This is a genomic window from Paenibacillus sp. F4, from assembly GCF_002894905.1.
Taxonomy (GTDB): Bacteria; Bacillota; Bacilli; order Paenibacillales; family Paenibacillaceae; genus Paenibacillus; species Paenibacillus polymyxa_B.
The window spans coordinates 20,792-44,611 of the sequence record NZ_POVS01000020.1 but is presented as its reverse complement, the minus strand read 5'-3'; the positions used below and the strand labels follow the sequence as shown (position 1 = coordinate 44,611).

At 44.6% G+C, this 23,820-nt stretch carries 20 protein-coding genes and 1 pseudogene; 1 reads left to right on the top strand and 20 read right to left on the bottom strand.

Going from position 1 to position 23,820, the window contains the following annotated elements; translation table 11 throughout:
• Position 1: 1 nt before the first annotated feature.
• Entirely contained in the window at positions 2–904 is a 903-nt protein-coding gene (gene lipA / locus C1T21_RS23550; protein WP_103049965.1) for a lipoyl synthase, read from the bottom strand.
• 247 nt (positions 905–1,151) lie between these two features.
• On the opposite strand from lipA, the gene C1T21_RS23545 reads away from it, so the two are divergent.
• Complete coding sequence (locus C1T21_RS23545) at positions 1,152–2,258, top strand: M23 family metallopeptidase (RefSeq protein ID WP_103049964.1); 1,107 nt, start codon at positions 1,152–1,154, stop codon at positions 2,256–2,258.
• 46 nt (positions 2,259–2,304) lie between these two features.
• Here C1T21_RS23545 and yunB read toward each other — a convergent pair whose 3' ends face one another.
• The 19 genes and pseudogenes from yunB to C1T21_RS23445 all read right to left on the bottom strand — a co-directional run.
• Positions 2,305–3,111 (bottom strand): sporulation protein YunB, encoded by an 807-nt coding sequence (gene yunB, locus C1T21_RS23540; protein WP_180984646.1) that lies wholly within the window; start codon positions 3,109–3,111, stop codon positions 2,305–2,307.
• 129 nt (positions 3,112–3,240) lie between these two features.
• Positions 3,241–4,173, bottom strand: coding sequence for an aldo/keto reductase (locus C1T21_RS23535; RefSeq protein WP_103049963.1), 933 nt, complete (start codon positions 4,171–4,173; stop codon positions 3,241–3,243).
• An 83-nt stretch (positions 4,174–4,256) separates the two neighbouring features.
• Positions 4,257–5,093, bottom strand: coding sequence for a carbohydrate ABC transporter permease (locus tag C1T21_RS23530; RefSeq protein ID WP_103049962.1), 837 nt, complete (start codon positions 5,091–5,093; stop codon positions 4,257–4,259).
• A 2-nt stretch (positions 5,094–5,095) separates the two neighbouring features.
• Positions 5,096–5,998, bottom strand: coding sequence for a carbohydrate ABC transporter permease (locus C1T21_RS23525; RefSeq protein ID WP_023990216.1), 903 nt, complete (start codon positions 5,996–5,998; stop codon positions 5,096–5,098).
• A 32-nt stretch (positions 5,999–6,030) separates the two neighbouring features.
• Positions 6,031–7,395, bottom strand: a complete 1,365-nt coding sequence (locus C1T21_RS23520; RefSeq protein WP_103049961.1) for an ABC transporter substrate-binding protein — start codon at positions 7,393–7,395, stop codon at positions 6,031–6,033.
• A 99-nt stretch (positions 7,396–7,494) separates the two neighbouring features.
• Positions 7,495–9,351 carry a histidine kinase gene (locus C1T21_RS23515; protein WP_103049960.1) on the bottom strand — a complete coding sequence of 619 codons (1,857 nt, stop codon included), beginning with the start codon at positions 9,349–9,351 and terminating at the stop codon, positions 7,495–7,497.
• Positions 9,352–9,374: 23 nt separating this feature from the next.
• Positions 9,375–10,970 carry a response regulator transcription factor gene (locus tag C1T21_RS23510; RefSeq protein WP_103049959.1) on the bottom strand — a complete coding sequence of 532 codons (1,596 nt, stop codon included), beginning with the start codon at positions 10,968–10,970 and terminating at the stop codon, positions 9,375–9,377.
• Positions 10,971–11,038: 68 nt separating this feature from the next.
• Positions 11,039–11,728, bottom strand: a complete 690-nt coding sequence (locus C1T21_RS23505) for a DNA alkylation repair protein (protein WP_103049958.1) — start codon at positions 11,726–11,728, stop codon at positions 11,039–11,041.
• A gap of 19 nt (positions 11,729–11,747) precedes the next feature.
• Positions 11,748–12,365, bottom strand: a complete 618-nt coding sequence (locus C1T21_RS23500; RefSeq protein WP_103049957.1) for a DNA-3-methyladenine glycosylase family protein — start codon at positions 12,363–12,365, stop codon at positions 11,748–11,750.
• Between the two features lie 63 nt (positions 12,366–12,428).
• Positions 12,429–13,244: an SPL family radical SAM protein gene (locus tag C1T21_RS23495; protein WP_069290354.1), complete on the bottom strand. Its 816-nt coding sequence runs from the start codon at positions 13,242–13,244 to the stop codon at positions 12,429–12,431.
• Positions 13,234–13,776: a methylated-DNA--[protein]-cysteine S-methyltransferase gene (locus C1T21_RS23490; RefSeq protein ID WP_103049956.1), complete on the bottom strand. Its 543-nt coding sequence runs from the start codon at positions 13,774–13,776 to the stop codon at positions 13,234–13,236. Before C1T21_RS23490 ends, C1T21_RS23495 begins: the two co-directional genes overlap by 11 nt.
• Positions 13,757–14,362, bottom strand: a complete 606-nt coding sequence (locus tag C1T21_RS23485; protein WP_103049955.1) for a bifunctional transcriptional activator/DNA repair enzyme AdaA — start codon at positions 14,360–14,362, stop codon at positions 13,757–13,759. The genes C1T21_RS23490 and C1T21_RS23485 overlap by 20 nt, the downstream gene beginning before the upstream one ends.
• Before the next feature lie 189 nt (positions 14,363–14,551).
• Positions 14,552–16,042: an alanine/glycine:cation symporter family protein gene (locus C1T21_RS23480; protein WP_103049954.1), complete on the bottom strand. Its 1,491-nt coding sequence runs from the start codon at positions 16,040–16,042 to the stop codon at positions 14,552–14,554.
• A gap of 221 nt (positions 16,043–16,263) precedes the next feature.
• Positions 16,264–18,153, bottom strand: a complete 1,890-nt coding sequence (locus tag C1T21_RS23475) for a beta-glucoside-specific PTS transporter subunit IIABC (RefSeq protein ID WP_061829881.1) — start codon at positions 18,151–18,153, stop codon at positions 16,264–16,266.
• Positions 18,154–18,403: 250 nt separating this feature from the next.
• Complete coding sequence (gene licT / locus C1T21_RS23470; RefSeq protein WP_061829908.1) at positions 18,404–19,234, bottom strand: BglG family transcription antiterminator LicT; 831 nt, start codon at positions 19,232–19,234, stop codon at positions 18,404–18,406.
• Between the two features lie 276 nt (positions 19,235–19,510).
• Positions 19,511–20,950 (bottom strand): 6-phospho-beta-glucosidase, encoded by a 1,440-nt coding sequence (locus C1T21_RS23465; protein WP_025723627.1) that lies wholly within the window; start codon positions 20,948–20,950, stop codon positions 19,511–19,513.
• Between the two features lie 838 nt (positions 20,951–21,788).
• Positions 21,789–21,908, bottom strand: a complete 120-nt coding sequence (locus tag C1T21_RS23455; RefSeq protein ID WP_103050178.1) for a transposase — start codon at positions 21,906–21,908, stop codon at positions 21,789–21,791.
• Between the two features lie 227 nt (positions 21,909–22,135).
• On the bottom strand, positions 22,136–22,927 hold the full coding sequence (locus C1T21_RS23450; protein WP_103049953.1) for a TrmH family RNA methyltransferase: 792 nt from the start codon (positions 22,925–22,927) through the stop codon (positions 22,136–22,138).
• A gap of 77 nt (positions 22,928–23,004) precedes the next feature.
• A pseudogene (locus C1T21_RS23445) lies at positions 23,005–23,670 on the bottom strand (potassium channel family protein); the annotation flags it as partial.
• Positions 23,671–23,820 lie beyond the last annotated feature (150 nt).

Genomic DNA, 23,820 nt, shown 5'->3' with positions numbered 1-23,820 from the left:
ATCAAGCCTGCGAAAGGGCGCTTTCTTCCTTATGCTGAGCGGCTGACTTCACCTGCTCATGCGCTTGGTAGGAGCTGCGGACCAACGGTCCAGATTCGACGTGACTGAATCCCCGCTGTAATCCCTCTTCCTTTAACTTCGCAAAATCTTCCGGTGGATAATATTTTTGCACATATAAATGTTTCTCGGACGGCTGCAAATATTGACCAATTGTCAGAATGTCACAATCGACTTTACGCAGATCATCCATGGCTTGTAAGATCTCGTCCCACTCTTCCCCTACACCTAGCATGATGCTTGATTTCGTTGGAATAGCCGGATTTAATTGCTTCGCACGTTGAAGCAGCTCCAGAGAGCGACGGTATTTCGCTTTAGCCCGAACCTTGTCGGACATGCGCTCCACCGTTTCAATATTATGATTCAGAATATCTGGTTTGGCATTCATGACGATTCGCAGCGATTCAATATCGCCCATAAAATCGGGAATCAATACTTCTACACTGCAAAAAGGTAATCGGCCGCGAATCGCACGAACCGTTTCTGCAAATATAGTAGCGCCCCCATCTTTTAAATCGTCGCGAGCCACACTGGTTACGACACAGTGCTTCAAATTCATGTTCCCTGCCGCTTCCGCGACGCGATCAGGCTCCTGCAAGTCCAGTTCCGTAGGCATTCCCGTATTTACTGCGCAAAAACGACACGCACGCGTACAAGTATCACCCAAAATCATAAATGTAGCTGTCCTATTGGCCCAGCATTCATATATATTAGGGCATCGTGCCTCCTCACATACGGTATGTAATGTCTTGGAACGCATCATGCTCTTGATTTCCTGATAGTTATCGCCTGTCGTAAGTTTAATACGAATCCAGTCGGGCTTAGCTTCCTTTACTTTTCTAGACAATGGCATAGACCTTCTTTCTGATAAGCTTAAGCTGTCATTGCCATACATTATAACATGAAAGCCATGGAAAAACCTCCATTCATTGTTCCCTTTTTGATATGACATTGATGCCGGAAAAAGTAAACTCTTTACATGGATAAAAGCGGCGGATATGGCTCAATCTAAACAAAAGCGCCCTATTCACGCTATTGTATACGGGCCTAGAATTTATCGGGCGATCAAGCCCTTCTATAGGAGGTCGGTTCACGTGCCTTACCCTACGCGGACAGCCCGAGCTGTTCGTCTGTTATCGCTGCTGTTATGTGCTACTACACTGACAGCGGCCTGTCCGCTTCCTGCCCATGCCTTTGCCAATCACTTACAGTCCTCGTCCGCCGAAAGCAGCCTGACCGCAAATGTAGATGCTTCACATGCTCAGTCTTCGTCGTATACGTCCAGGCTGGCTTTATATCATTCCATCGAAGCCCTGACCGGAGTTCCTTGGTACAGACTGGCCGCCATCGACCAGTATGAACGCACACTTACGGTGGCCCATCCCAAGGATCGGAAGCATGCGGAACGAATCATAGGTATTTTCATCACGGGACCAGTCTGGTCCGGCCTGATGAACCCTGATTCGGAGGATCAAAATCCGCGTTCCATTGAACTATTTTCCGGGCTGGGACAAGACGGTTCGGGTGATGGAATCGCTGACCGTAATAATGACAAGGATCTGCTGTTCAGCATCGCATCTTATCTCGGAAAGTATGGAAACAACGAGGATGAATTTGGTATTGCCGTTTGGGAATATTACCATAACAGCCGCGCAGTTCAAAGAGTTCAGCAGTTTGCTAAGCTGTATCGGACGTATGGCAAGCTGGATCTGGGCAGTCAAGCTTTCCCCCTTCCTTTAGGCAGCATTTATAGCTACCGCAGCACATGGGGAAGCCGTCGCAGTTGGGGCGGCTACCGTATACATGAAGGAACTGATCTGTTTGCTGGCTATGGAGTTCCAGTTCGCAGTACCTGCTACGGTGTAGTTGAAATGAAGGGCTGGAATCCCTTCGGCGGATGGCGAATCGGAATCCGAGATCTCAACAACCGCTATCACTACTATGCGCATCTTTCCGGCTTTGACAAAACCGTCCACAACGGAGACATCGTTACACCCGGTCAGACGGTTGGCTGGGTCGGAAGCTCGGGCTATGGAAAACCCGGTACCCAAGGCAAGTTTCCACCGCATCTGCACTATGGTATATATCGGGACAATGGTTGGGCAGATTGGTCCTTTGACCCGTATCCGTTATTAAGACAGTGGGAGCAGTCCGAACGCAAAGCGCTCAAAACAGGAAAAACAAAAGGGACCTCCTCATAGGGGCCCTTTTGTTTTTCCTAGGCAGCTCACGTCAGTCCCCTCCACTCTATCGCGTTGGGGACTGGCTAGAGGTGTTTTGGTTTTCCTGTGCCTCTGGAACACTTTCTATGGTGGGATCTATAGCGCCGCTACTCTCTATGGAATGGGGAGGCAACGCCAACTGCGGAGCGGCTGCACCATTTTTACCCACTGGTTTCCCCTGATTGTCATAGTAGTACATCGGAACGTTGCCCACCACCAGCAAATAAGAAACTGGGATTTCCGTCTCCACAATCTGAGGTTGCATCTCAAACGGTATAACCACAGACACTTCCGTCGTAATCCGAATATACACTTCAACCAAGATCATGTTTATGCCCGCATCCTGTTGACGGGTATTTAAATCCACCTTGATCGCTCCATGCGGCTCCACCTTTAAAGGAACCTTGGGTCCATAAGCTGCCAACAACGGACTGCCCAATGCCTGACCAATCGGAACGCTCTCATCAAAATGGCTCATGCTGTCCATCGTTGCCTTGACTGCTTTGAGCGTGTCTGACGTAATTCTCATATGTTCCGCATAATTCAGAACAAAACCGGAGGTTCTCCCTTGTGCATCCGTTCTCCATTCGATCAAATTATCAGCTGTCTTCCCCTGCTCTACCTGTGCTGTAATTGCTGAATTAATAGCCTCCGTCGCCATTTGTTTGACTCGCACTTTTGCCAGGTGCATCATGGGCGGCTTCAAATGCTGCTCCACATAAGCAGCCACCTGTATGATTCCTACCAACAGCGCCAGTGCCACAATAAAAAAAAACCTACGTCTGCCGCGTCGCCTTCTGTTGGGTGCGCTGTGCCATTGCGGTCTTCTCATTATCCGATCCCCCCGCAGCGTTGAACTTACCCTACAAGGATATGCGAGTTGTACACGAAAAAGAAGCCGCCCGTCCGGCAGCTCCTCTAGATGGAACAAATATATAATTGCAAATATAAGGTGCACTCATTATTTGAAAATATGGTCAATCTTTTCGATATCGGCCTGACTTAGTTGGACATTCAATGTTTTCAGATTCGCCAAAACCTGCTCCGGTCCCTTCGCCCCTGGAATGAGGGCATCAATCGAATCACGGGTCAAATACCATGCGAGCACAACATGAGCAACCTCTGCATTCAACGCATTGGCAATCTCCCGTACCTGCTCCACTTTGTCCAAATTACGAGCAAATGCATCTCCCTTAAACAATGGATTTTTCGCTCTGCTGTCCGTGAAGGTCATATCTTTCGTATACTTACCACCCAGCAGTCCTGAAGCTAGCGGGAAATAAGGCACAAACGAAATGCCATTTTCCTTGGTATAAGGCAGCAGATCCTTCTCAGCTTCCCGTTGAAACAAATTATATTGGGATTGGAGCACATCTACATAACCGTCACTATTCGCATCCTTAAGTTGTTCAACGGAAAAGTTAGATACACCAATGGCCTTGATTTTGCCTTCGTCCTTGAGCTTCTTCAGTTCTCCGACTGCTTCTGCCTTCGGTGTAGCTTCGTCCGGGAAATGGATATAAAACAGATCGATATAATCGGTCTGCAATCTTTTCAGACTGGATTCGACGGATTCACGCAAAAAAGCAGGCGAGTTGTCAAAAACAACCTCTCCATTCACAAATTTATGTGCCCCCTTGGTCGCAATGACCGCTTCCTCACGTTTACCCCGCTCCTTCAGTACCTCACCGATCAACCGCTCTGAGTGCTCAGGTCCATAAATAAAAGCCGTATCCAGAAAATTGATGCCGTTGTCCAAAGCTGTGCGAACGACTTCTTTGCCCGTTTCATTATTCAAATCGGAAAAGAGATTATGTCCTCCCACCTTATTTGCACCCAAACCGATTGGTTTTACATATAAATCTGTTTTACCAAGACGCACTTGCTCTGCCAATTCACGTCATCTCCTTTTCGAAAGTTACTTCCATTTTATTATTAGATTCCAAAAAAAGCAAAGTGTGTACCTGGCAGTTGTCCTCATCCTTTAATCCCCGTCAAGGCAATCCCTTCCATAAAATACTTCTGTCCTATGGCAAAAAGAATAATAGCAGGCAAGACTACAATTAAAGATGCGGCCATCAAAACGCCCCATTGAGCCGAATATATTCCCTGAAATTGCTGCAGCCCAATCGCCAACGTAAATTTGCTCTCATCATTAAGGTAAACCAGCGGCCCCATAAAATCATTCCATGTATTCAAAAACGTAAACAATCCAATGACCAAAATCGCCGACCTCGACAAAGGCAAAATAATACGGGTAAAAATCGTAAAATGATTGCCTCCATCCACAAATACAGCTTCATCCAGTTCTCGCGGTAGAGTCATGTAAAATTGTCTTAGCAAAAAAATATTAAAAACGCCTCCACCAAAAAACGAAGGTAATACCAATGGAACGTACGAATTAACCATGCCTAATGCCTGCCAACCAATAAATGACGGAATCAGTGTGACTGCAAACGGAAGCATCATGCTGCTTAATAATAGAGCAAATACCTTATCTCTTCCCTTCCATCTCATTCGCGCAAAGCTATAGGCAGAAATGGTACTCGACAGAAGTACACCCGCCAAAGTACCCGCAACGACGATAAATGTATTCACAAAATAGCGTCCAAACGATAACTCTTGAAACGGCTGTAAAAAATTCTCGAATACAAAAGGCTCTGGAATCCATTTTGGCGGGATCAAAAAAATCTGACTTAAATCCATCATAGAGCTTCGCACTAGCCAGTAAAAAGGAAACATACAAAACAGGGAGCCCACTATGAGAACTGTGTAGAGTAACACCCTGCTCCCACTCCAACCGCTTTTTTTCATCTTCATGCCCCCCCGCCTTCGTAATACACCCATTTTCGGGCTGTCTTGAACAGAAAGGCAGTGAATACCAAAACGACAATAAAGAGCACCCAAGCAATAGCACAGGCATAACCCATATTCGAAAAGGTAAATGCCTCGCGGAACAAATAAAAGGTATAAAACAAGCTGGAGTTATTGGGTCCGCCCTGAGTCATGACGTAAGGCTGAACAAACACTTGAAACCCACCGATAAAGCCCATAATCGTATTAAAAAAAATAGTGGGCGATGTCAATGGAATTGTAATATACATAAGCTTATGAAGAGCATTTCCACCGTCAATTTCAATGGCTTCATAATAATGTCTAGGTATATCTTGCAGGCCTGCCAGAAAAATAATCATGGTTCCTCCAACGGTCCACAAACTCATTAAAACCAGAGTAGGAACTACCGACCCTTCGCTATAGATCCACTGACTTTCGGGCAAATGCAGCGCACGCAGCACCACATTTAGCAAGCCAAGATCCGGATCAAACAGCCACATCCAGATCATAGATGATGCTATGAGTGGCACAATGGTAGGGAGATAGAAAACAGTCCTGAAAAAAGCCAAACCTTTTACCTTTTGATTAAGTAATATCGCTAAAAAGAAAGCTACAATAATTTGCAGGGGCACACTCAGAAACACATAATAAAACGTAACCCCGAGTGATTTATAAAAAAATTGATCCGTACCGTCAAATAAGTGGACGTAATTATCCAGACCGATAAAATGGGCCTGTGAAGCAACCTTGTAATCGGTAAGACTGAACCAGAGACTAGCGATCATCGGTCCCAGAACAAAAATGACAAAGCCGAGAATAGCAGGGGCGGCAAAAAGCCACCCCAACCAATTTTCCTTCTTACGAATAGAAGATAATGATTGCATTCTATCCCTCTCTTTCTGTCAAAACACTCACCCTATTCTTTTGGATACGTCCCCTTAAATTCCGCGTTGGCCTTTGCGGAAACCTCCTTGAATGCTTGCTCCACCGTTTTCTTGCCCAGCCATACCTGATCCAGCGCCGGGTTAATGATGGCATTGATTTTTTCCGAGTTTTTCAGATAATAGTCGTAAGAATTAACACCGTTATGCAGCGTTTGGTTCATGACAGCATCACGGTAACCATCGGCATGACCTGGTTTGACATCGGCCCATTTGCTAATCAAGTCTGGTTCGGTGTACCACTTTTTCATGACAGGCATCCACAATCCGCTGGAATGCATGTCAAGTCCGCTTTCAGCATCCAGCAAGAATTTATAAAACATCCATGCTTCTTTAGGATGTTTGGTTTTGGCAGAAATCACTTCCGGTTCGCCAAACAGGATCGTTTTGCTGCTCTTCAGTTTAGGTAACACGCCTACACCAAAATTCACTTTCGATTCTCCAAGATCCAATTGAACCCACTGTCCATCCAGATCCATCGCTACACGCTTACTTTGCAGTGCTACGGCCGGGGAAGGTATATTTTTGGACTGAGTCGGCGACGGTGCCACATGATAAACGTTGATCAGATCAGCCATTTTCTGAACAGCCTCAATCACATCAGGGCTCTCAAGATTAAGCGAGTCCCCTTTGTCTGAAATGACACTTGCGTTATTGGAAGGCACAAGCAAATGCCACATCCATGTATCAAACCGAACTCCATACTGTTTAATGTTACTTGCATCGAAATTGGGACTGAGCGCATTATTTCCCGCTTTATCAATGGTGAGCTTTTGTGCTGTCTCTAAAAACTGCTCCCATGTCCAAGCCTCCTCAGCCTTTACTGGTGGCAAAGCAACACCAGCCTCATCAAACAAATCTTTATTGTAATAGAGGGCGAAAGCTTCCTCAGTTACCTTGACCCCTGCCACTTTGTCCTTATCCCAATAGATGACTGAATTAGGAATGAGACTTTCCTTCGTTAGCTCCTTATCCTCCTTCAAAAATTCATTTAAATTATATAGTTTGCCTTGTTCAGCCCATTGCAGAGCCTGTGCTTTATAAATGGGAAATACATCAGGTGCCTGATTGGCAGCAAACATCGTCGTTAATTTGGTTACGTAGTCTCCGGGGATATGCATATAATTGATTTTGATCCACGGATATTTCTCTGTAAATTTTTTAGCGATTTCCTGCTGAACCTTCTTTTCATTGGTGCTACCCCAACTGGCATAGGTCAGTGTCACTTGCTCGTGACCCTGCAAATCAACTGGTTTGCTGCTGCTCTCATTTGAACTACAGGCTGACATAAGCCCAACGATCAAGCACATGCAGACGATCCATAATTTTCGTTTTAACATGAGTAACGCCCCCAAACCGGTTATTTTTTTATCTTTTCGTTTGTTGCTTCATCACTAAATTCATTTTAGCAAACGCTTACATTTTTAAAAGTCGTACTCTCATTGGATTGGTGTCATTTGATTAGATCTATGAATTTCCCTGATGCGAATCAGGACGAATGTCCCTTTACCTGCTGGCGAGTGGAGCGTAACACCATATTCCATTCCATATAATAGCCGTACTCTTCTGTCTACATTTTTAATGCCCGTTGATCTGATTTCTCCAGCTTGAATTCGGCGTATATGATCTTCTTGAATTCCTAATCCGTTATCCTCCACTTTAAAACACACCAATTGCTTCTCAATCCAGGCTGTGATCCTAATCAGACCTCCTGATTCCATTTCCGCGAAGCCGTGAATAATTGAATTCTCCACAAAAGGCTGCAAGAAAAGTTTGGGAACTTCCATCTGAAGCAAAATGGGATCAATATCATATTCCACCGTGAACTTGTCCTCAAAGCGATTCTGCATAATATAAATGTATTTTTCCAGCCAATTCAGATCGGTTTCCAAGCTCCATGTATCGTTTTTGTTTCGAGTAGTAATTTGCAGCATTTCCGCCAGACTAATGATCAATTGGCCCAGCTCCTGCTGTTGATGTTCTAACGCAATCCAATACATGGTCGTTAAGGTGTTATACAAAAAATGGGGATTCAGCTGTAAATTAAGTGCCATTAACTCCGACTCTTTGGCTCGTAGACGTGACTTGTAATTTTCCTCGATTAAATCTTTAATTTTTTCATTCATTTGATTAAATCGAATCACCAGATCTCCCAATTCATCATAGCCACGTACAGGAATTCGAATATCAAAATGTCCCTTCTCCATTACTTTCATCGCCTGTTTCATATCCGTGATGGGCTTACTGATATAAACAGACAATAAATAAGCAAGAATAACAGCAACGAGCATCATAAAGCCTAAAAAAAACACCGTGTAGGTGCGAATCGTTGACAGATGCCCCAATACATCTTCCATAGGAATGGCTATATAAGATACCCAGCCCGTCGTCTTCATGGCTTCGTAAACCAGTAATATACTTTGACCTTTAACGTTTACCATTTTCATCCCTTGTTCCGAAGTAATGGCATCCTTAAGCCAATCCGCCACGGCCTCCCCCACTTGTTGCTGTCTATCCGAACTCATGACCATCCCGTTTTTATCATGAATCATGCCATAGGATAGATGTGCAAATCCGCTGCGGGTTGCGTAATCTTCAAACCCCCCTTTTAACAAGTCAGGACGAAAATTCAATATAAGTATAGGTTTTTCCTTTCCCTCCGGAAGCGTATGGAAGGTTCCTGCATCATCTAATGCAGTCAAATGGAGCTGCTTTACTACAGCAAATAAAGAACTAAACTCATAAGAGCCTCGTTTTAAATCCTGCTGATGGAATGTATCGGCATACGAATAAGCGGGGATCCATTGGGTAGCCCCCTCTGCTTCCACCGCCGTTGTTGCCAACGGAGAAGAATAGAACGGCTGAACAGGAATATACATCCGATCAGTGCTTCCATATGCATAATTTTGCGTCATAATTTGGGAAGCGTATACTTCCTCCATATTGCCAAAGTATCTGTACAAAATTTTTGTAATGCTGCGATCAGCTCGTAACAGCGATGAAGAATCCGTAGTATCCACGTTCGTAATAGTTTGAAGAAGGTCATGATCGATTGGAATCATATCTACCGTTTTTTGAATAGCTGTCAGCTTGTTATCCAGCAGCTGGTTATTACTACGCAGAACGCTTGTAACGCTATCTGTTACATTTGTAGTAATATTCCGTGCGCTCGTTTCAAAGTAAACGAAACCTAGGATCAAAACGATAAAACCAGACAACAAAAAATAGGACAGCATCAATTTCGTACGAAAGCTACTGTCCAAAAATTTTTGATACATATATTTAACTTGGCGCATCGTATCTTCCTTTCACCTAACAATCAGTTGAATTTCCTACGAAATTCTTCCGGTGTGTGCATTACGTTTTTTTTGAACACTTTAAAAAAGTATTTGATATCTTTATAACCAACCTGTCTGCTAATTTCTGCGACCTTGGCGTCTGTATGCAGCAGTAAGTGCTGAGCCTTTTGCATTCTGAGCTTCACCATATATTCCGTGAACGAGAGCCCAAAATAATTTTTGAACAGAATGCTAAAATAGGACGCATTATAGTGGAAGCGCCGGGCCACGATCTCCAGACTAAGGTCTTCATGTAGATGTGCATCTAGAAATTCCTTGCACTTTTTCATAATGGGATCGCCTTTGGAGCCGCTATGAAGCTCAAGAATCAGCTCTTTTAACCATGTTGCAACACCATCCTCAAGATTCCGAAGACAGGTGGCCTCTTCGACAGCTTTGTTCAAACGTTCCGAGAAACGTGAGTAGACTTCCTCACTCCACCCTATATTTAACCGTTGTAAACTAACCAACAGAAGGTGTACCAATTTTGCTTTAAGCGCTTCAGGTGCAGGATACCCTTGCGTCATTGGTCCAATGAAATTCTGCACCCGATCCAATAGCTGATCGGGCTCTCCACTAGAGATAGCGCTTTCAATAAATTTAAAAAAGGCCATTTGTTCGTGTGCGCTCATTTCTTGTACTGGCTGCTCATCATCTGAAACGACAAGGTTCAAACATCTGATGTGAGGTGTATAAAAACGCATGGAGATCAGATCGACGGCCTTTTCGTGAGATTGGCTTATTTGCATTTCATTAAAATTAAAAGGCTGACCCCAAGCAAACCAGATTGAAATCGCTTGCTGTTGCTCCAACTTTTTCAGCCCAGCTTGAAGTGCACTTTTGGCCTCCTTGCCTTCAGCCCTATCCTTCCAATTTACCACTGCAACCACATGGTCTTCACGGGATTCGAGTGGAAACACGACAGAAGACGCCCAAGGCCGCAATATTTCAACAACCGTATTACGGAGCTGAGAATCCCACATATATATATCCTCCGGGTGGGCTATGGATGCTCCCAACGCGAGAACTTCTCCTACCCCCTGCCATCCAAAGTGACTCTTTAATAGGCTTTTCTCGTTAGGCTGTAATTTGTCTGTCACACATCTGCTAAACAAATGCTCCACAAACGCAGGCATACTCTGCTCGATCTGATTCAACGCTGTTTGATTCCCACTCAGTGCTTCCTGTTCCTCTACAATGATCTTCTCCATATGTTGAATCACTTCAATGAGTTGCTGCGATTGCACCGGTTTCACCAAATAATCATTCGCCCCGTACCTCACCGCCTGCTGTGCATAGCTAAATTCCTGGTAGACTGTCACTAAAATAACTTTAGTCTCATGCTGACCGAATGTCCTCAATTGTTGAAGATATTCAAGTCCATTCATGATCGGCATTTGAATATCTGTAAAAACGATTTGGATCGGTTTGGATAACGAAATGGTCAGAGCATCTTTCCCGTTCTTGGCTTCCCATACCTCGTATTCGGGACGTAGATCCCTGACCATGGCAGCCAGGCCTCGACGCTGTCTAGTTTCATCATCCACAACAAGTACTCCCAGCGAGATCGAATTCACTGACTCCCCTCCTGTCGTTTTCATATACGCATTTTTTTCAGTATAACACTTACAGGTGGGAGCCGATCCTATTTTCTTTTTCGCTTCATACTGCGAATGGTCGTTTTCGTTGCCTGATCCACCCGATATGATTCCGTTATTTTTTGCAGTGCTTTGTTGAAGGTAAAGTCATCCAATGTATTATGACTTAAATACGCCATGGTTACCTCAGGTAGCTTGATATAACAGATCGATACCGCCCATGCTACCGCCATTTGTACATAATAATCCTCGCGATGGGTCTGATCCAGTAAAGTAAACACCCGCTTCATATACTGTTCCTCAATATAAAAATTAAGAAGCATAACCACACCAAACCGAATTTCATATTCTTTCTTGGAGAATAGATAGGGCTGAATAAACTCCCATACTCGTTCTTTATGATGTTTCGTGATTTTCAATCCGGCACAGAAACTGTCACATACGGACCAATTATCAATTTTAGGAACAAACTTGGCGGTATAGCTCAAAACTTCCTCTATATCTGTTTTTACAGAACCAATCACCATACCTTGCAGCATTACTTCTTCGAAGTGTTCACTTTCAGCGGTCTCCAGGTAGAGGCGCCAATCCCCTTTGGCAATATCTTGAGCTAGCTTACGCAGCACTGGTAGACGTACACCCAGCACATTATTAATCGTCGGAAGCAATGCAGCTGTGAATTTCTGAAAATCCGCATCCACGTATGACAGTATCTGTTCTCTAATTGTTTTCTCCATCGTTTCCACTCCCTGATTCTTAACGAAATGAAATACTCCACAAATAAATGGAGGCCACCGAACCATAAGGCGAATAGACTCGGCGGTACTCCTCAAATTGCTGCTTGGTCAATGTATCTAGGTGGTACAGCTTCATCATTCCCCGTCGAATAGCCATATCGCCCCAACTGACGACATCTGGACGCTCCATACAATTAATCAGCATCATTTCAGCCGTCCAAGGTCCTATCCCTTGCAGCGAGGACAATTTCTGGATCACCTGTGCATCGGAAAGCTCATATAATTCCTGTAAATCCAACAGGCCCTGCTCGATCGTTTGGGCTATACTAAGGATACATGTGGCCTTTTTCATGGTGATGCCACAGCTTTGAATATCTAAAGCCGTCTGAACGGCTATATTTTGTGGAGTGATCACGCCTAACTGCTCCTGCATCCTTGTCCATATGGTCTGAACCGCCTTGGCCGATATAAGCTGTCCCACAATCGCATGAACGAGCGCCGCAAACAGGTCGGGAATGATCACACGTTCTACCTTGCCCATTTGCGTCATCGCTGCACCAAGTACGGTGTCTACGTTTTTTAGATAATTGATTTCCTTTTCCCCATAATCAAAGTTTTTGGTCATTACGGTTTGCATTCGTTCTCCCGCTGCCCCCTTATAGGGTTCACTCATGATTCAATGGCATGGACTGCTTTTACATCAAGGTTCGAAACCTTCTTTGCTCACGTAGAGCTGTTCCTTCGGAAAAACATGAAGAAAACGCTCATAAACCGCCTTATAGGCAGCAGGATGATACCATTCTTCCAGCCCCAATGACTCGTACAGCACACCAATTTTCAAGCTACGCGTTCGCCTCCCCCCACTGCCATCCCCCATAAAATAATCATCAATACAGACACGGTTGACCAGAGGCAAAAGCTTGTCTGCGAAATGTTCACTGCTTGGAAGCATCGGAGCAATCGTAGCTTGCGTCGGTACGCCTGCCTCCTTTAAAAGATGCAGCGTTTGGAGACGAGCCTGGATGGGAGGAGCTTCCGGGGTAAAATGTTTGCGTATATCTTCACGATCTGTTTCTATAGTCATACTCACACGTACACGATCCCCCAATCGGAGCAGTAAATCAGTATCCCGCCGTACCAGTGGACTGCGCGTCTGTAAAAAGAGAAAGTCCGGGGGATCCTCCACCATCACCTCCAGCAGAGACCGGGTCACCTCTTCCTTGTACTCGGCGGGCTGATAAGGATCTGTGCTTGACGACATGAAAATCGTGACTTTACCTTTGGATTTGGCTCTACGAAGCTCCTTGCGAAGAATATCTGCAGCCTGATTTTTAATATCAACCCATGTCCCCCACGCTTCCTTCCGAAATGTGGAGACTGGCAATTGGCGTACATAGCAATACGAACAACCAAAGGTACAACCTGTATACGGGTTCAACGAATGTGTATACCCTGACAAGAAGCCGGTCCCTTTATTCAAAAGAGTCTTGGGGGATTTGTAATACTCATTTTTCATACTGAATCGATGCCACACTTTCCTTTTCGAGCTGCAAAAGCTTCACCTTCATGTCCAAACCACCACGATATCCGGTCATAGCTCCATTTTTACCGATGACCCGATGACAAGGGACTGTGACCAAAATCGGATTAGCACCGATGGCAGCCCCCACCGCACGAACAGAGGCTGGCTTTTGAATAGCGTTGGCAATGTCTGAATAGGATAGTGTTTCCCCATACGGAATATCACACAACGCATTCCAAACCGCCATCTGGAACGCAGTCCCATGAAAATCAAAGGGCAATGTAAATTGGGCGCGCTTCCCTTGGAGATATTCAATCAACTCCTTGGCATAGGGCTGTAAAGCAGCATCCTCTTCAACTAAAGGACTGCCGGGAAATCGTCTTCCCGCCCATGAAAACAATTCCTCTACAGGTTGATTGGGCGAACCTACGTAACATAATCCTTCCAATGTAGCTGCAATATATAAATTCCAATTCTCATGTGTCAACAATGACCAATAGATCGTTTTATTCATTTGCTGTGCCATGCTGTGTACCTCCATTTTGTGTTGCTTTCAATTTGAGTTGGCGATATTGCAATGGGGTGTAGCCTGTATTCTTTTTAAATAACGTAATAAAGTAAGGTGCATTGCACAGACCTACGTTCTCTCCCACTTCCGCAACAGATATATCTGAGCAAATGAGCAGCTTCTTCGCTTGTTCCAACCTGGTCTGCTGTATATATTCCATTGGAGTTATATGCATGATCCGTTTGAAGGTACGATGTAAATGATACGGACTTCCATGGCTTATTTCAGCCAAGATGTGCAATGTTAAGCCCTTCATATAGTTAGAATTCACGTATTCTGTAACCAGTGCGATCCATTCATGATCAGGCAATCGTTGTCCTGTCGGTTTACATCTTTTGCATGGACGGAAATGCTCGACCAATGCCTGCTCTGCTGTTTTAAATATACGGATGTTTTCTCTTTTGGGAGGACGGGATTTGCAGGAGGGGCGACAAAATATTCCCGTTGTCTTCACAGCGTACAAAAATACCCCATCATAAGACTTGTCGTTTTCTACAATAGCTCTCCACTTATCGTCAGTTATGGATAAATCGCATGTTCTCATTCAAATCACCTCTCTGATGCAAATGTGGCCTCCCCACATATCCATGGCAGAATTATTCAAAATCCTTCTGTCTAAATTATAGACTAAATAGTGAACATATGTACCCTTCTTGGGATGTAAAGGCAAGATAACGAAAAAAAGATGACTCCCCGCGGAGCCACCTTTGATCTTACTTATCTATCTTATTATTTAGGCTTGAAGCTTGCTCGGTTTGGCGGTGATCGTCAACTCATCTGCAGGAGGCTGATATTCCTTTGACCAATACTCCGCATTTGAAATACCTGCTTTCTCCGGGTCGAACACCGGATCTAGCCCTTGCTTTCGCTGCCGTTCGTAATCCTTAAGCACGCGGAAAGCAGGTTTGGCCAGCAGAATCATGGCGATTAGATTCACCCAGAGCATAATACCGACGCCCATATCCCCCAGTGTCCACGCCAGAGCCGATTCCTTGACCGCCGTTCCGTAGAACGTCGAACCCAGAATAACCAGCTTTAGGACGAACATGGGCCATTTTGCTTTATAATCTGCAACCAAATAGGCCATATTTGTTTCTGCAATGTAATAATAAGAGATAATGGTTGTAAATGCGAAAAAGAACAATGTAATTGCCAGCAGACTGGAGCCGAAGCCCGGAAATACCGACTCAATAGCAGCCTGTGTATACTGGGTCCCCTCTTCAACACCGGGAAGATTGTGCACAATAAAATCGCCACCGGGTCCCTTCACGTTATACATACCTGTGAACAGAACCATAAAAGCCGTAGACGTACAGACCAAAAAGGTATCTACGTACACAGAAAATGCCTGGACCAGCCCCTGCTTCGCCGGATGAGATACTTCCGCAGCGGCTGCCGGATGCGCACCAGAGCCTTGTCCGGCTTCGTTGGAATAAATCCCCCGCTTTACACCCCAAGCAATCGCCGTCCCTGCCATACCGCCGAACACAGAATCCACGCCAAAGGCACTACGAAAGATTAGCGAAAATACATCGGGAAGTGCAGTAATGTTCGTCATCATAATGTAGAAAGAGACGAGGATGTAACCGAGTGCCATAAACGGAATGACAACCTGAGCCACATTGGCAATCCTTTTTACACCACCAAAAATGATAAGCGCCAGCAACACGACTACTAGAATCCCTGAAACCTTCATATCCATGCCAAACGAACTGTGAAAAGCTACAGCAATGGAGTTCGATTGAGTTCCCGGCATCAGTAAACACATCGCGACCAACGCAGCAACCGCAAAAATGACGGCAAACCATTTTAAGCCTGTCCCTTTTTCAATATAAAAGGCTGGACCGCCCCGGTACTGACCATCTCGCTTTACCTTATACACCTGAGCCAGTGTGGATTCTACAAAAGCTGTAGCCGATCCGATAAAGGCCATGACCCACATCCAAAATATCGCCCCAGGTCCACCCATACCAACCGCCAAAGCAATCCCAGCAATATTCCCCGTCCCTACACGCCCCGATAGTGCCATCGTAAAGGCCTGAAAGGAGGATACACCTGCCTCGGAACTTTTCCCTTTAAATACTAGACGGATCATCTCTTTGAAATGCCTGATTTGTAGGAATCGAGTCATGATCGAAAATAATAGCCCCACGCCCAAACAGACATATACCACAGGATTGCTCCAAATGACGCCGTTTACTGCCTCTGCCCACTGCTCTAACATTCCTTGTATTTCCCCCTGATCAATCAATTGATTTTCTAGTCTATGTTTTCAGAAAATTTGCATAATTACAAAAAATTATAGATTAGTTTTTACCCCCATACAAGTTAATTTAATTGACATATTGTCAATTACAAGCGAGCTTACCGGCTACATAAAATAACGACAAAAAAAGCTCTGATGATCCGGGAATATGGATCATCAGAGCCTTGTCCTTAAGACATTTAGGCAATGCTTTCTTTCTCATTCAGAGCGCTAGACAGTTTCAACAGCGGGGCCTGCTCCGTTACCTCTCCTTGAGCGATTGGAAGGACTTCAGTATATTCGGAAGAATTCGTAATAATAACTGGCGTAATCGTAGGATAACCCTCTGCCCTAATTTGCTCAACATCAAACTCAAGCAGTAGGTCCCCAGCTTTCACCTGATCGCCTTCTTTGATATGGGACGTAAAATGTTTACCATCCAGCTTGACCGTATCTACTCCGACGTGAATCAGAACTTCTGCGCCATGATGCGAAACAACTGCAAGCGCATGTTTTTTCTTGAACGCCACGGTGATGGTTCCATCGAACGGGGCCACGACTCTGCCCGTTGTCGGTTGGATGGCGATCCCTTTGCCCATAGCTTCCGAAGCAAATGCAGGATCGGGAACCTCCGACAAAGCGACCACAGTTCCTTCAATTGGGCTGAGTACCTCTTCATTAGAAACAACAACTGTAGAGGTTGATTCTTTAGCCGAATTGTTAGTAGTTTCCTCTTCTTCAACTGGATCTTCAAAACCTAAAATATAAGTCAAGATGGCCGACACCAGGAATGAAACGGTAATCCCTAAAATCAATCCCGGGAATCCTTGTCCACCAGGGCCGTAAAAGATTGGCAAGGTCAGTAATCCAGGTGCGCCGGAGGCAAATGCTTGCGTTCCCGCTTGACCGATAATGGCACCACCAACGGCGCCGCCGATAATACCTGCAATAAACGGACGTTTCAGCGGCAGCGTAACCCCATAAACTGCTGGCTCCGTGATGCCGAATAAAGCGGTAAGTGTAGCGGAACCCGCCAGCGTTTTCAGCTTCTTATTTTTGGTTTTCAGCATAACACCGAACGCAGCGCCGGTTTGAGCAAAGATAGAAGCCGCAGCGGAAGGCTTGATTCCGTCTCTGCCATTAACAGCAATATTATTAATGAATACAGGTACGAGGCCCCAATGGACACCGAAGATAACGAGCAGCTGCCAGCAAGCACCGAGGATTGCCCCAGCTAGCAATGGACTAAAGCTAAATGCAGCAACGAGTGCAGTAGCGATCGCGTTGCCCACATACACCCCGACTGGACCAAACACGATCAGGGTTAGAGGAAGCATAATTACAAGTAGAATCAAAGGTGTAATAAAGTTTTTGACGCTCTCATGGATCACTCGATTGCACCATTTTTCCAGCTTACTCATGACGATGACGGCTAAAATGATCGGAATAACGGTAGATGAATAACTCATCATAACAATAGGAATACCGAAAAAGTCCGTAGGTGTACCTTCCGTTTTTAGCGTAACAATGGTCGGGTAAAGCAACCCTCCGGCAATGGTCAGGGCAACGAAGATATTACCTCCGAATTTCCGTGCCGTTGTAACCGCTAACAAGAGAGGGAGGAAATAAAACAAGCTGTCGGCCGCAGCATACAAAATCATATAGGTAGTGTCTTTCGGTAGCAACCAGCCAAGGTTACTCGCAATCAGCAGCAGACCTTTCAAAATACCGGACCCCGCCATAACTCCGAGCAAAGGTGCAAAAATGCTGGAAATTACGTCGATTACGGCACCAAATCCTTTGTTTCCTTTAGCTGAATGATCTTCTTTTCCAGTTTCATTCAAGATATTGGATACATTGCCGATTGCATTATATACCTCTGGTACTTTGTTGCCGACTACAACCTGGAACTGACCACCGCTCTGCTTCACAGTGATAATTCCGTCGGTTTTTTCCAACTTTCCCTTGTCTGCTTTTGCCTCATCTTTTAGTACAAAACGCAGGCGTGTGGCGCAGTGAACGAGCGATACTACATTTTTTTCGCCACCTACCAGGTGTACAATTTCTTTGGCCAGTTTTTCATAACTCATGATAGACACCTCCATGTTCTAAGGGGCTTTTTACATATTTAGGCACACAAAAAACCTAAGCCTTGAAAAATGGTGGGCACTTTATTCCCGCAATTTTTCATGACTTAGGTTTTGCCTGCATAACCAGTAACAATCCCAGTTAAAACTTATTAAATTCCTGTTAATATCATAATATAATTAATATACCATATTTGTCAACAAAAACTTTTAATCATATATACTTGGTCTTTTTTCGTCGAAAACATTCGACTTATCTATTCACCACCCGTTCAATATGCACGGTCAGATATAGCTTTTCTTCGTTCGTCAATTCGTGGTTGTATTCTTTTTGCACAAAAGCACCGATTTTCTCTGTGCAAGCAGCTGCTTCCTTGTGCTTTTCCTTAATCATGTCATATAAATGATCATAGTTATTTTCGTAGTGATTTCCCTTAAATACACGCTGGGCGAAAAATTTCAGATGCGTAATAAAACGGAAATAGCTCAGAGAGTCCTCGTCGAACTCCACCTTAAAATGATATTTTGCGATATTGATAATTTGCTGGATAAACTTCGTGATACTCATGGTCGTAATGACTTCCTCGTTCATTTCAGCATTCACGATGTGAATCGCAATATAAGCTGCTTCGTCCACAGGCAGTTCAATACCGAGCCTTTGTTTGATTTGCTCCAGCGTTTTCAGACCCATCGCGAATTCTTCTTTATACAGCTGCTTGACTTCCCACAATAACGCGTTTTTGATTTCCAATCCTTCCCGGTATCTTTCAACAGCGAAATTGATATGATCGGTCAGTGAAACATAAATATTTTCGTTCAGCTTTCTGTTCAGATTATGCTTGGCGTCATTAATGACTTCCTCCACAATTACGATCAAATCAAGTGGTACCTCACGCAGCAGCATTTTGAAATTATCGGATGTCTGCTTGTTTTTCAGAGCAAACACCTTCTGAATTCTGGTTTCGTCTACTTTGTCTCCAGGCTTTTTCTTAAAAGCAATCCCCCGACCCATCACCACGAGTTCGGTACCGTCCGTCTGGTAGACGCTGATTACATTGTTGTTAATGACCTTTGCTATGTTCATCTCGATCCCCCGTTCCATATGCCAGCAAGAGCCACACTTGCTCCATCCTCTTTATTGTAAACAGAAAAAAACCGAAGCACGCCAAATAAACAAGACTGTAACATCTTCTTATTTGTGGCTTAGGTTTTGCCTGCTACGCAGTAACAATCCTAAAAATGATGGAATTGCGTCAAGTATAGCCCGAAGAGGAACGATTGTCAACGCTTTCAATAAAGAAACGAAGAACGGAAATCCCCGTGGGCCCGGGACGTCCGATCCTATTTTCTTATGGTACGATTATTCGCCCAGATTTTCGCCGTCGGAATGAATTACATTTTTGTACCAGTGGAAGCTTTTCTTTTTAATACGTTTCAACGAACCGTTGCCTTCGTTATCGCGGTCCACATAAATATAACCGTAGCGTTTTTTCATCTCTCCTGAGGAAGCGCTGACAATGTCAATAGGTCCCCAACTTGTGTAACCGATAATTTCGACTCCGTCTTGAAGAGCCTCACCCATTTCGGCAATATGCCGCTTGAGATAGTCGATCCGGTAATCGTCGTTAACTTCTCCTTCAGGCGAAACCACATCATTGGCACCAAAACCGTTTTCCACTACGAACAGAGGCTTTTGGTAACGGTCATGCAATTGGTTGGCTGTGATGCGGAATCCTTTTGGATCGATCGTCCAGCCCCATTCGGACTTGTCCAGATATGGATTGGCCACAGAGCCAAACACATTACCACTGGTCATGTTCTTGACGATTTCCGGGTCTGTGCTGGTCGTCCGGCTCGAATAATAGCTGAATCCGATATAGTCAACGGTATGATCTTTCAGAATGGCTGCGTCGCCTGATTCCATCTCAATGTTTAATCCATGATCCTTGAAGAAGCGCTTCGCATAACCAGGATATTCGCCGCGTGACTGTACATCAATGAAGAAGTAGGACTCGCGGTCTTTTTCCATGCCCTGATACACATCTTCGGGATTACATGTATACGGGTAGAAGCTGCCGGCAGCAAGCATACAGCCAATCTTGGCATCCGGGATAATCTCGTGACACGCTTTTACAGCCAACGCGCTTGCCACAAGCTGATGATGTGCAGCCTGATACTGAATCTGTTTAACGTTTTCACCTTCTTGAAAAACAAGACCGGCGCCGAGAAACGGCAAATGGAGAAGCATGTTAATCTCGTTGAATGTCATCCAGTATTTCACTTTATCCTTGTAGCGGGTAAATACTGTTTTAGCATAGGTTTCAAACAGGCCTACCAGCTTCCGGCTCCGCCAGCTTCCATATTTCTCGACCAGATCCACCGGCACGTCAAAATGAGCGAGGGTAACGACTGGCTGAATGCCATGTTTATGCAACTCGTCGAACAAATCATCGTAGAATTGCAAACCTGCTTCATTGGGAGTAGCGTCTTCTCCCGTTGGAAAAATACGAGCCCAGGCAATGGAAACACGCAGCGCCTTGAAGCCCATTTCTGCAAATAGCGCAATATCCTCGCGATAGTGATGATAGAAATCAATGGCTTCGTGGGAAGGATAGAATTCGCTTTCAAGTGGAGTCAGCGAAGGAACATTCCCTTTCATTATGTTTCTTCTCTTCTCTCCGGTAGGCAGCAAATCTACCAGACTCAATCCTTTACCGTCTTCCAAATAAGCACCCTCGGCCTGATTGGCAGCAAGAGCACCGCCCCATAGAAAGTCTTTAGGAAAAATATAACTGGACATAAACATTCTCCTTCCAAATGTGTGATAAAAGGGGTTCCGAAGGGTGATAGATAATAAAAAAACCCAAACCAGCCTGTATACACTTACAGTGTAAACAAGCCAATTCAGGTTATGCCCTATCGGTAACATCCCATGAAAAGGTTATACGTATTTGATTGAAACTCTAACAAAGATTTGGGAACCTGTCAAATTCATTTGATATAATAACACGCAATTAACAAACCAACAACATTACTTCAATCTATTGGGTAATCAATAGAAAGACCCAACCCAAGGTGGCGATAGACATGAAGAACGAAGAAATCGGTGATCTACTCAGTTTGCTAATTTAAAATATTTTGTTGCAAGAAATTTAGAAAATCCCTTTGCATAGAGCCAAGAGGAATAATTTTTTTGATTATCTTGAACCTCCAATGCTGTCCTTTACTGTTAAATGACCATATTGCAGAAGAGAGATATATGGAATGATATTTTTGTTCTTGTAAATCAGCTACTTCAAATTCAACTTTTTGTACTACTTTAGTGGAAAATAGATTGAGGAAAAGGATAATAATTTTATCATTATTTAGGAGTAATATAGCCCGACTTGTCCAAGCCGAAAGGCTTTGAGGAGTTGAATAGCAGATAAGCATGTTAGGTTCTCTATGCGATTCAGTTAGCTTATTAATAGTTTTTTTGTTAATGAATATCATAACCAAAAACCTTTCTATTTGGATGTTCAAATAAAATAGTTTTTTAAAGAATATCTTTCAAAATATTTAAAATTCTAATTGTTTCCATTGGTTGTTTATTGATTCGTTTCATAAACTGGCCGACATGAAGCTTAATCTTATAAAACCTAAAAAAACACGTTATTCGCCACATTGGATTTAAGCCACAGCCATAGCCCCTCGACTGGATTCAGATTGGGACTATAGGGCGGAAGAAAGACCCGGTGCAGGCGTAGATGTTCCTTCAGGAGGAGTTGTAACCCAGTGGCATATAGTTATTAAGTTGTCCTCAGGAGAGTGTTTATCTTACAACATCATATAGAAAATATCCTGCCCTTTTTTACTATAAAACAAGAAACCTCCATCAATGTATCCCTGTTCTTACTGGGTTTACTGGTAGATAGTTTGTCTCATTTAGATGTTATAAGTAGTCTCATTTGATTTTATAAACCACATAGACAGGAATTATTTTAGTTTAAAAGTTTCGTTGTCTCATCGTCTCAAATAATAGCACCGTAGAAGCCATAGCTGCGTTCAGTGATTCCGCTTGCCCCTGCATCGGAATGAATACCGACTCATCCACCATGCGCGCGGTAGCAGCAGAAATACCTTGGCCTTCGTTTCCGATCACAAGCCAAGTGGAAGCACGCAAATCTATGGTATAGCATGACAAGCTCGCATCCAGCGAGGTGCTGAGCAAGCGAGCACCTTTACTTTTGGCCTGCGGTAAAAGCTCCTCCAGACTGCCTTCAATCACCGGCAGGTGAAACAACGATCCCATCGTGGAGCGGATCGTTTTGGGATTGTACAGGTCGGCGCAACCATGACCTAATATTACGCCTGCGGCTCCAGCAGCGTCCGCGCTGCGGATGATGGTGCCTACATTGCCGGGGTCCTGCACCCCGTCCAGTACCATCACCAGTGCATCCGGCTGCTCCAGCAATGCCGAGAATGCGCTGCGCTCCTCCTTACGCACGATGGCAAAGACCGACTGCGGCGTCTTCGTATCGGTGCATTTCGCAATGACCGCCGCTGACACGGGAACCCATTCCACCGGCTGGTCGGCTGGATCCAGGCCATTCAGCTCAGCGGGAATGCCCTTGTCCAAATCATAGGCGACGGTTTCGACAGCCGCGTCCGAACGCAGCGCTTCCTGCACCAGATGAATACCCTCGACAATATATTTATGCTGCCGTGTGCGATGCTTTTTCTCCAGCAGTTGCGCCCACTCTTTTACACGCGCATTATTCGGTGAAATGATTTCCATTCGTTTAACCTTCCGTTTCTTTGTCCGTTTCTTAAAAATAAATGATGCATCACTTGTACTTGAGCATCAAGCCTTCATTAGGCTGCAAATGCCAGCTCCAGCTTGGTCAGATCATCCTTGTGGCCCACAATGACCAGTACATCACCCGGCTCCAGACGATCTTCGGCATAAGGTGAAATGTTCATTTCCTGATTTCTGCGAATTGCCATCACATTGCAGCCGAAGCGTGCACGTATGTCTAGCTCCTTCAGGTTTTTGCCAATCATGGAATCGGCGGCTCTCATCTCCAAAATACTGTAGTCCTTAGACAGCTCGATATAATCCAAAATGTTGGGAGATGTCAAATGATGGGCCACCCGTAACCCCATATCCCGTTCAGGATAAACGACTTTATCCGCACCTATTTTTTGCAGCACTTTCCCGTGCAATTCATTTTGTGCCTTGACCACAAGGGCTGGTACGCCCATGTCCTTGAGAATCAATGTCGTCAGAATACTGGCCTGTATATCTTCACCAATCGCAACTACGATTACGTCAAAATTACGGATACCTAGCGCTCGCAGCGCTTCCTCATCCGTCGAGTCGGCAGATACCGCATGCGTCACAATATTCGACATTTCCTGTGTACGCTGCTCGTCCGAGTCAATAGCCAGTACATCAAAACCCATCTCACTCAGCGCACTGGCAACACTGGAACCAAAACGGCCCATGCCAATGACCGCATACTGTTTTTTTGCCATTCCTTCTTTACCTCCCGATCACCATACTGTCCGTCATAGTATAGCATATCATGCTACAAACATAAATTTTGACATAATTATGCCAAATGCTTCTCCATGTATACTGGACAACAGCCCAAGCCATAATACATTCGACCACTACTACAAAATACG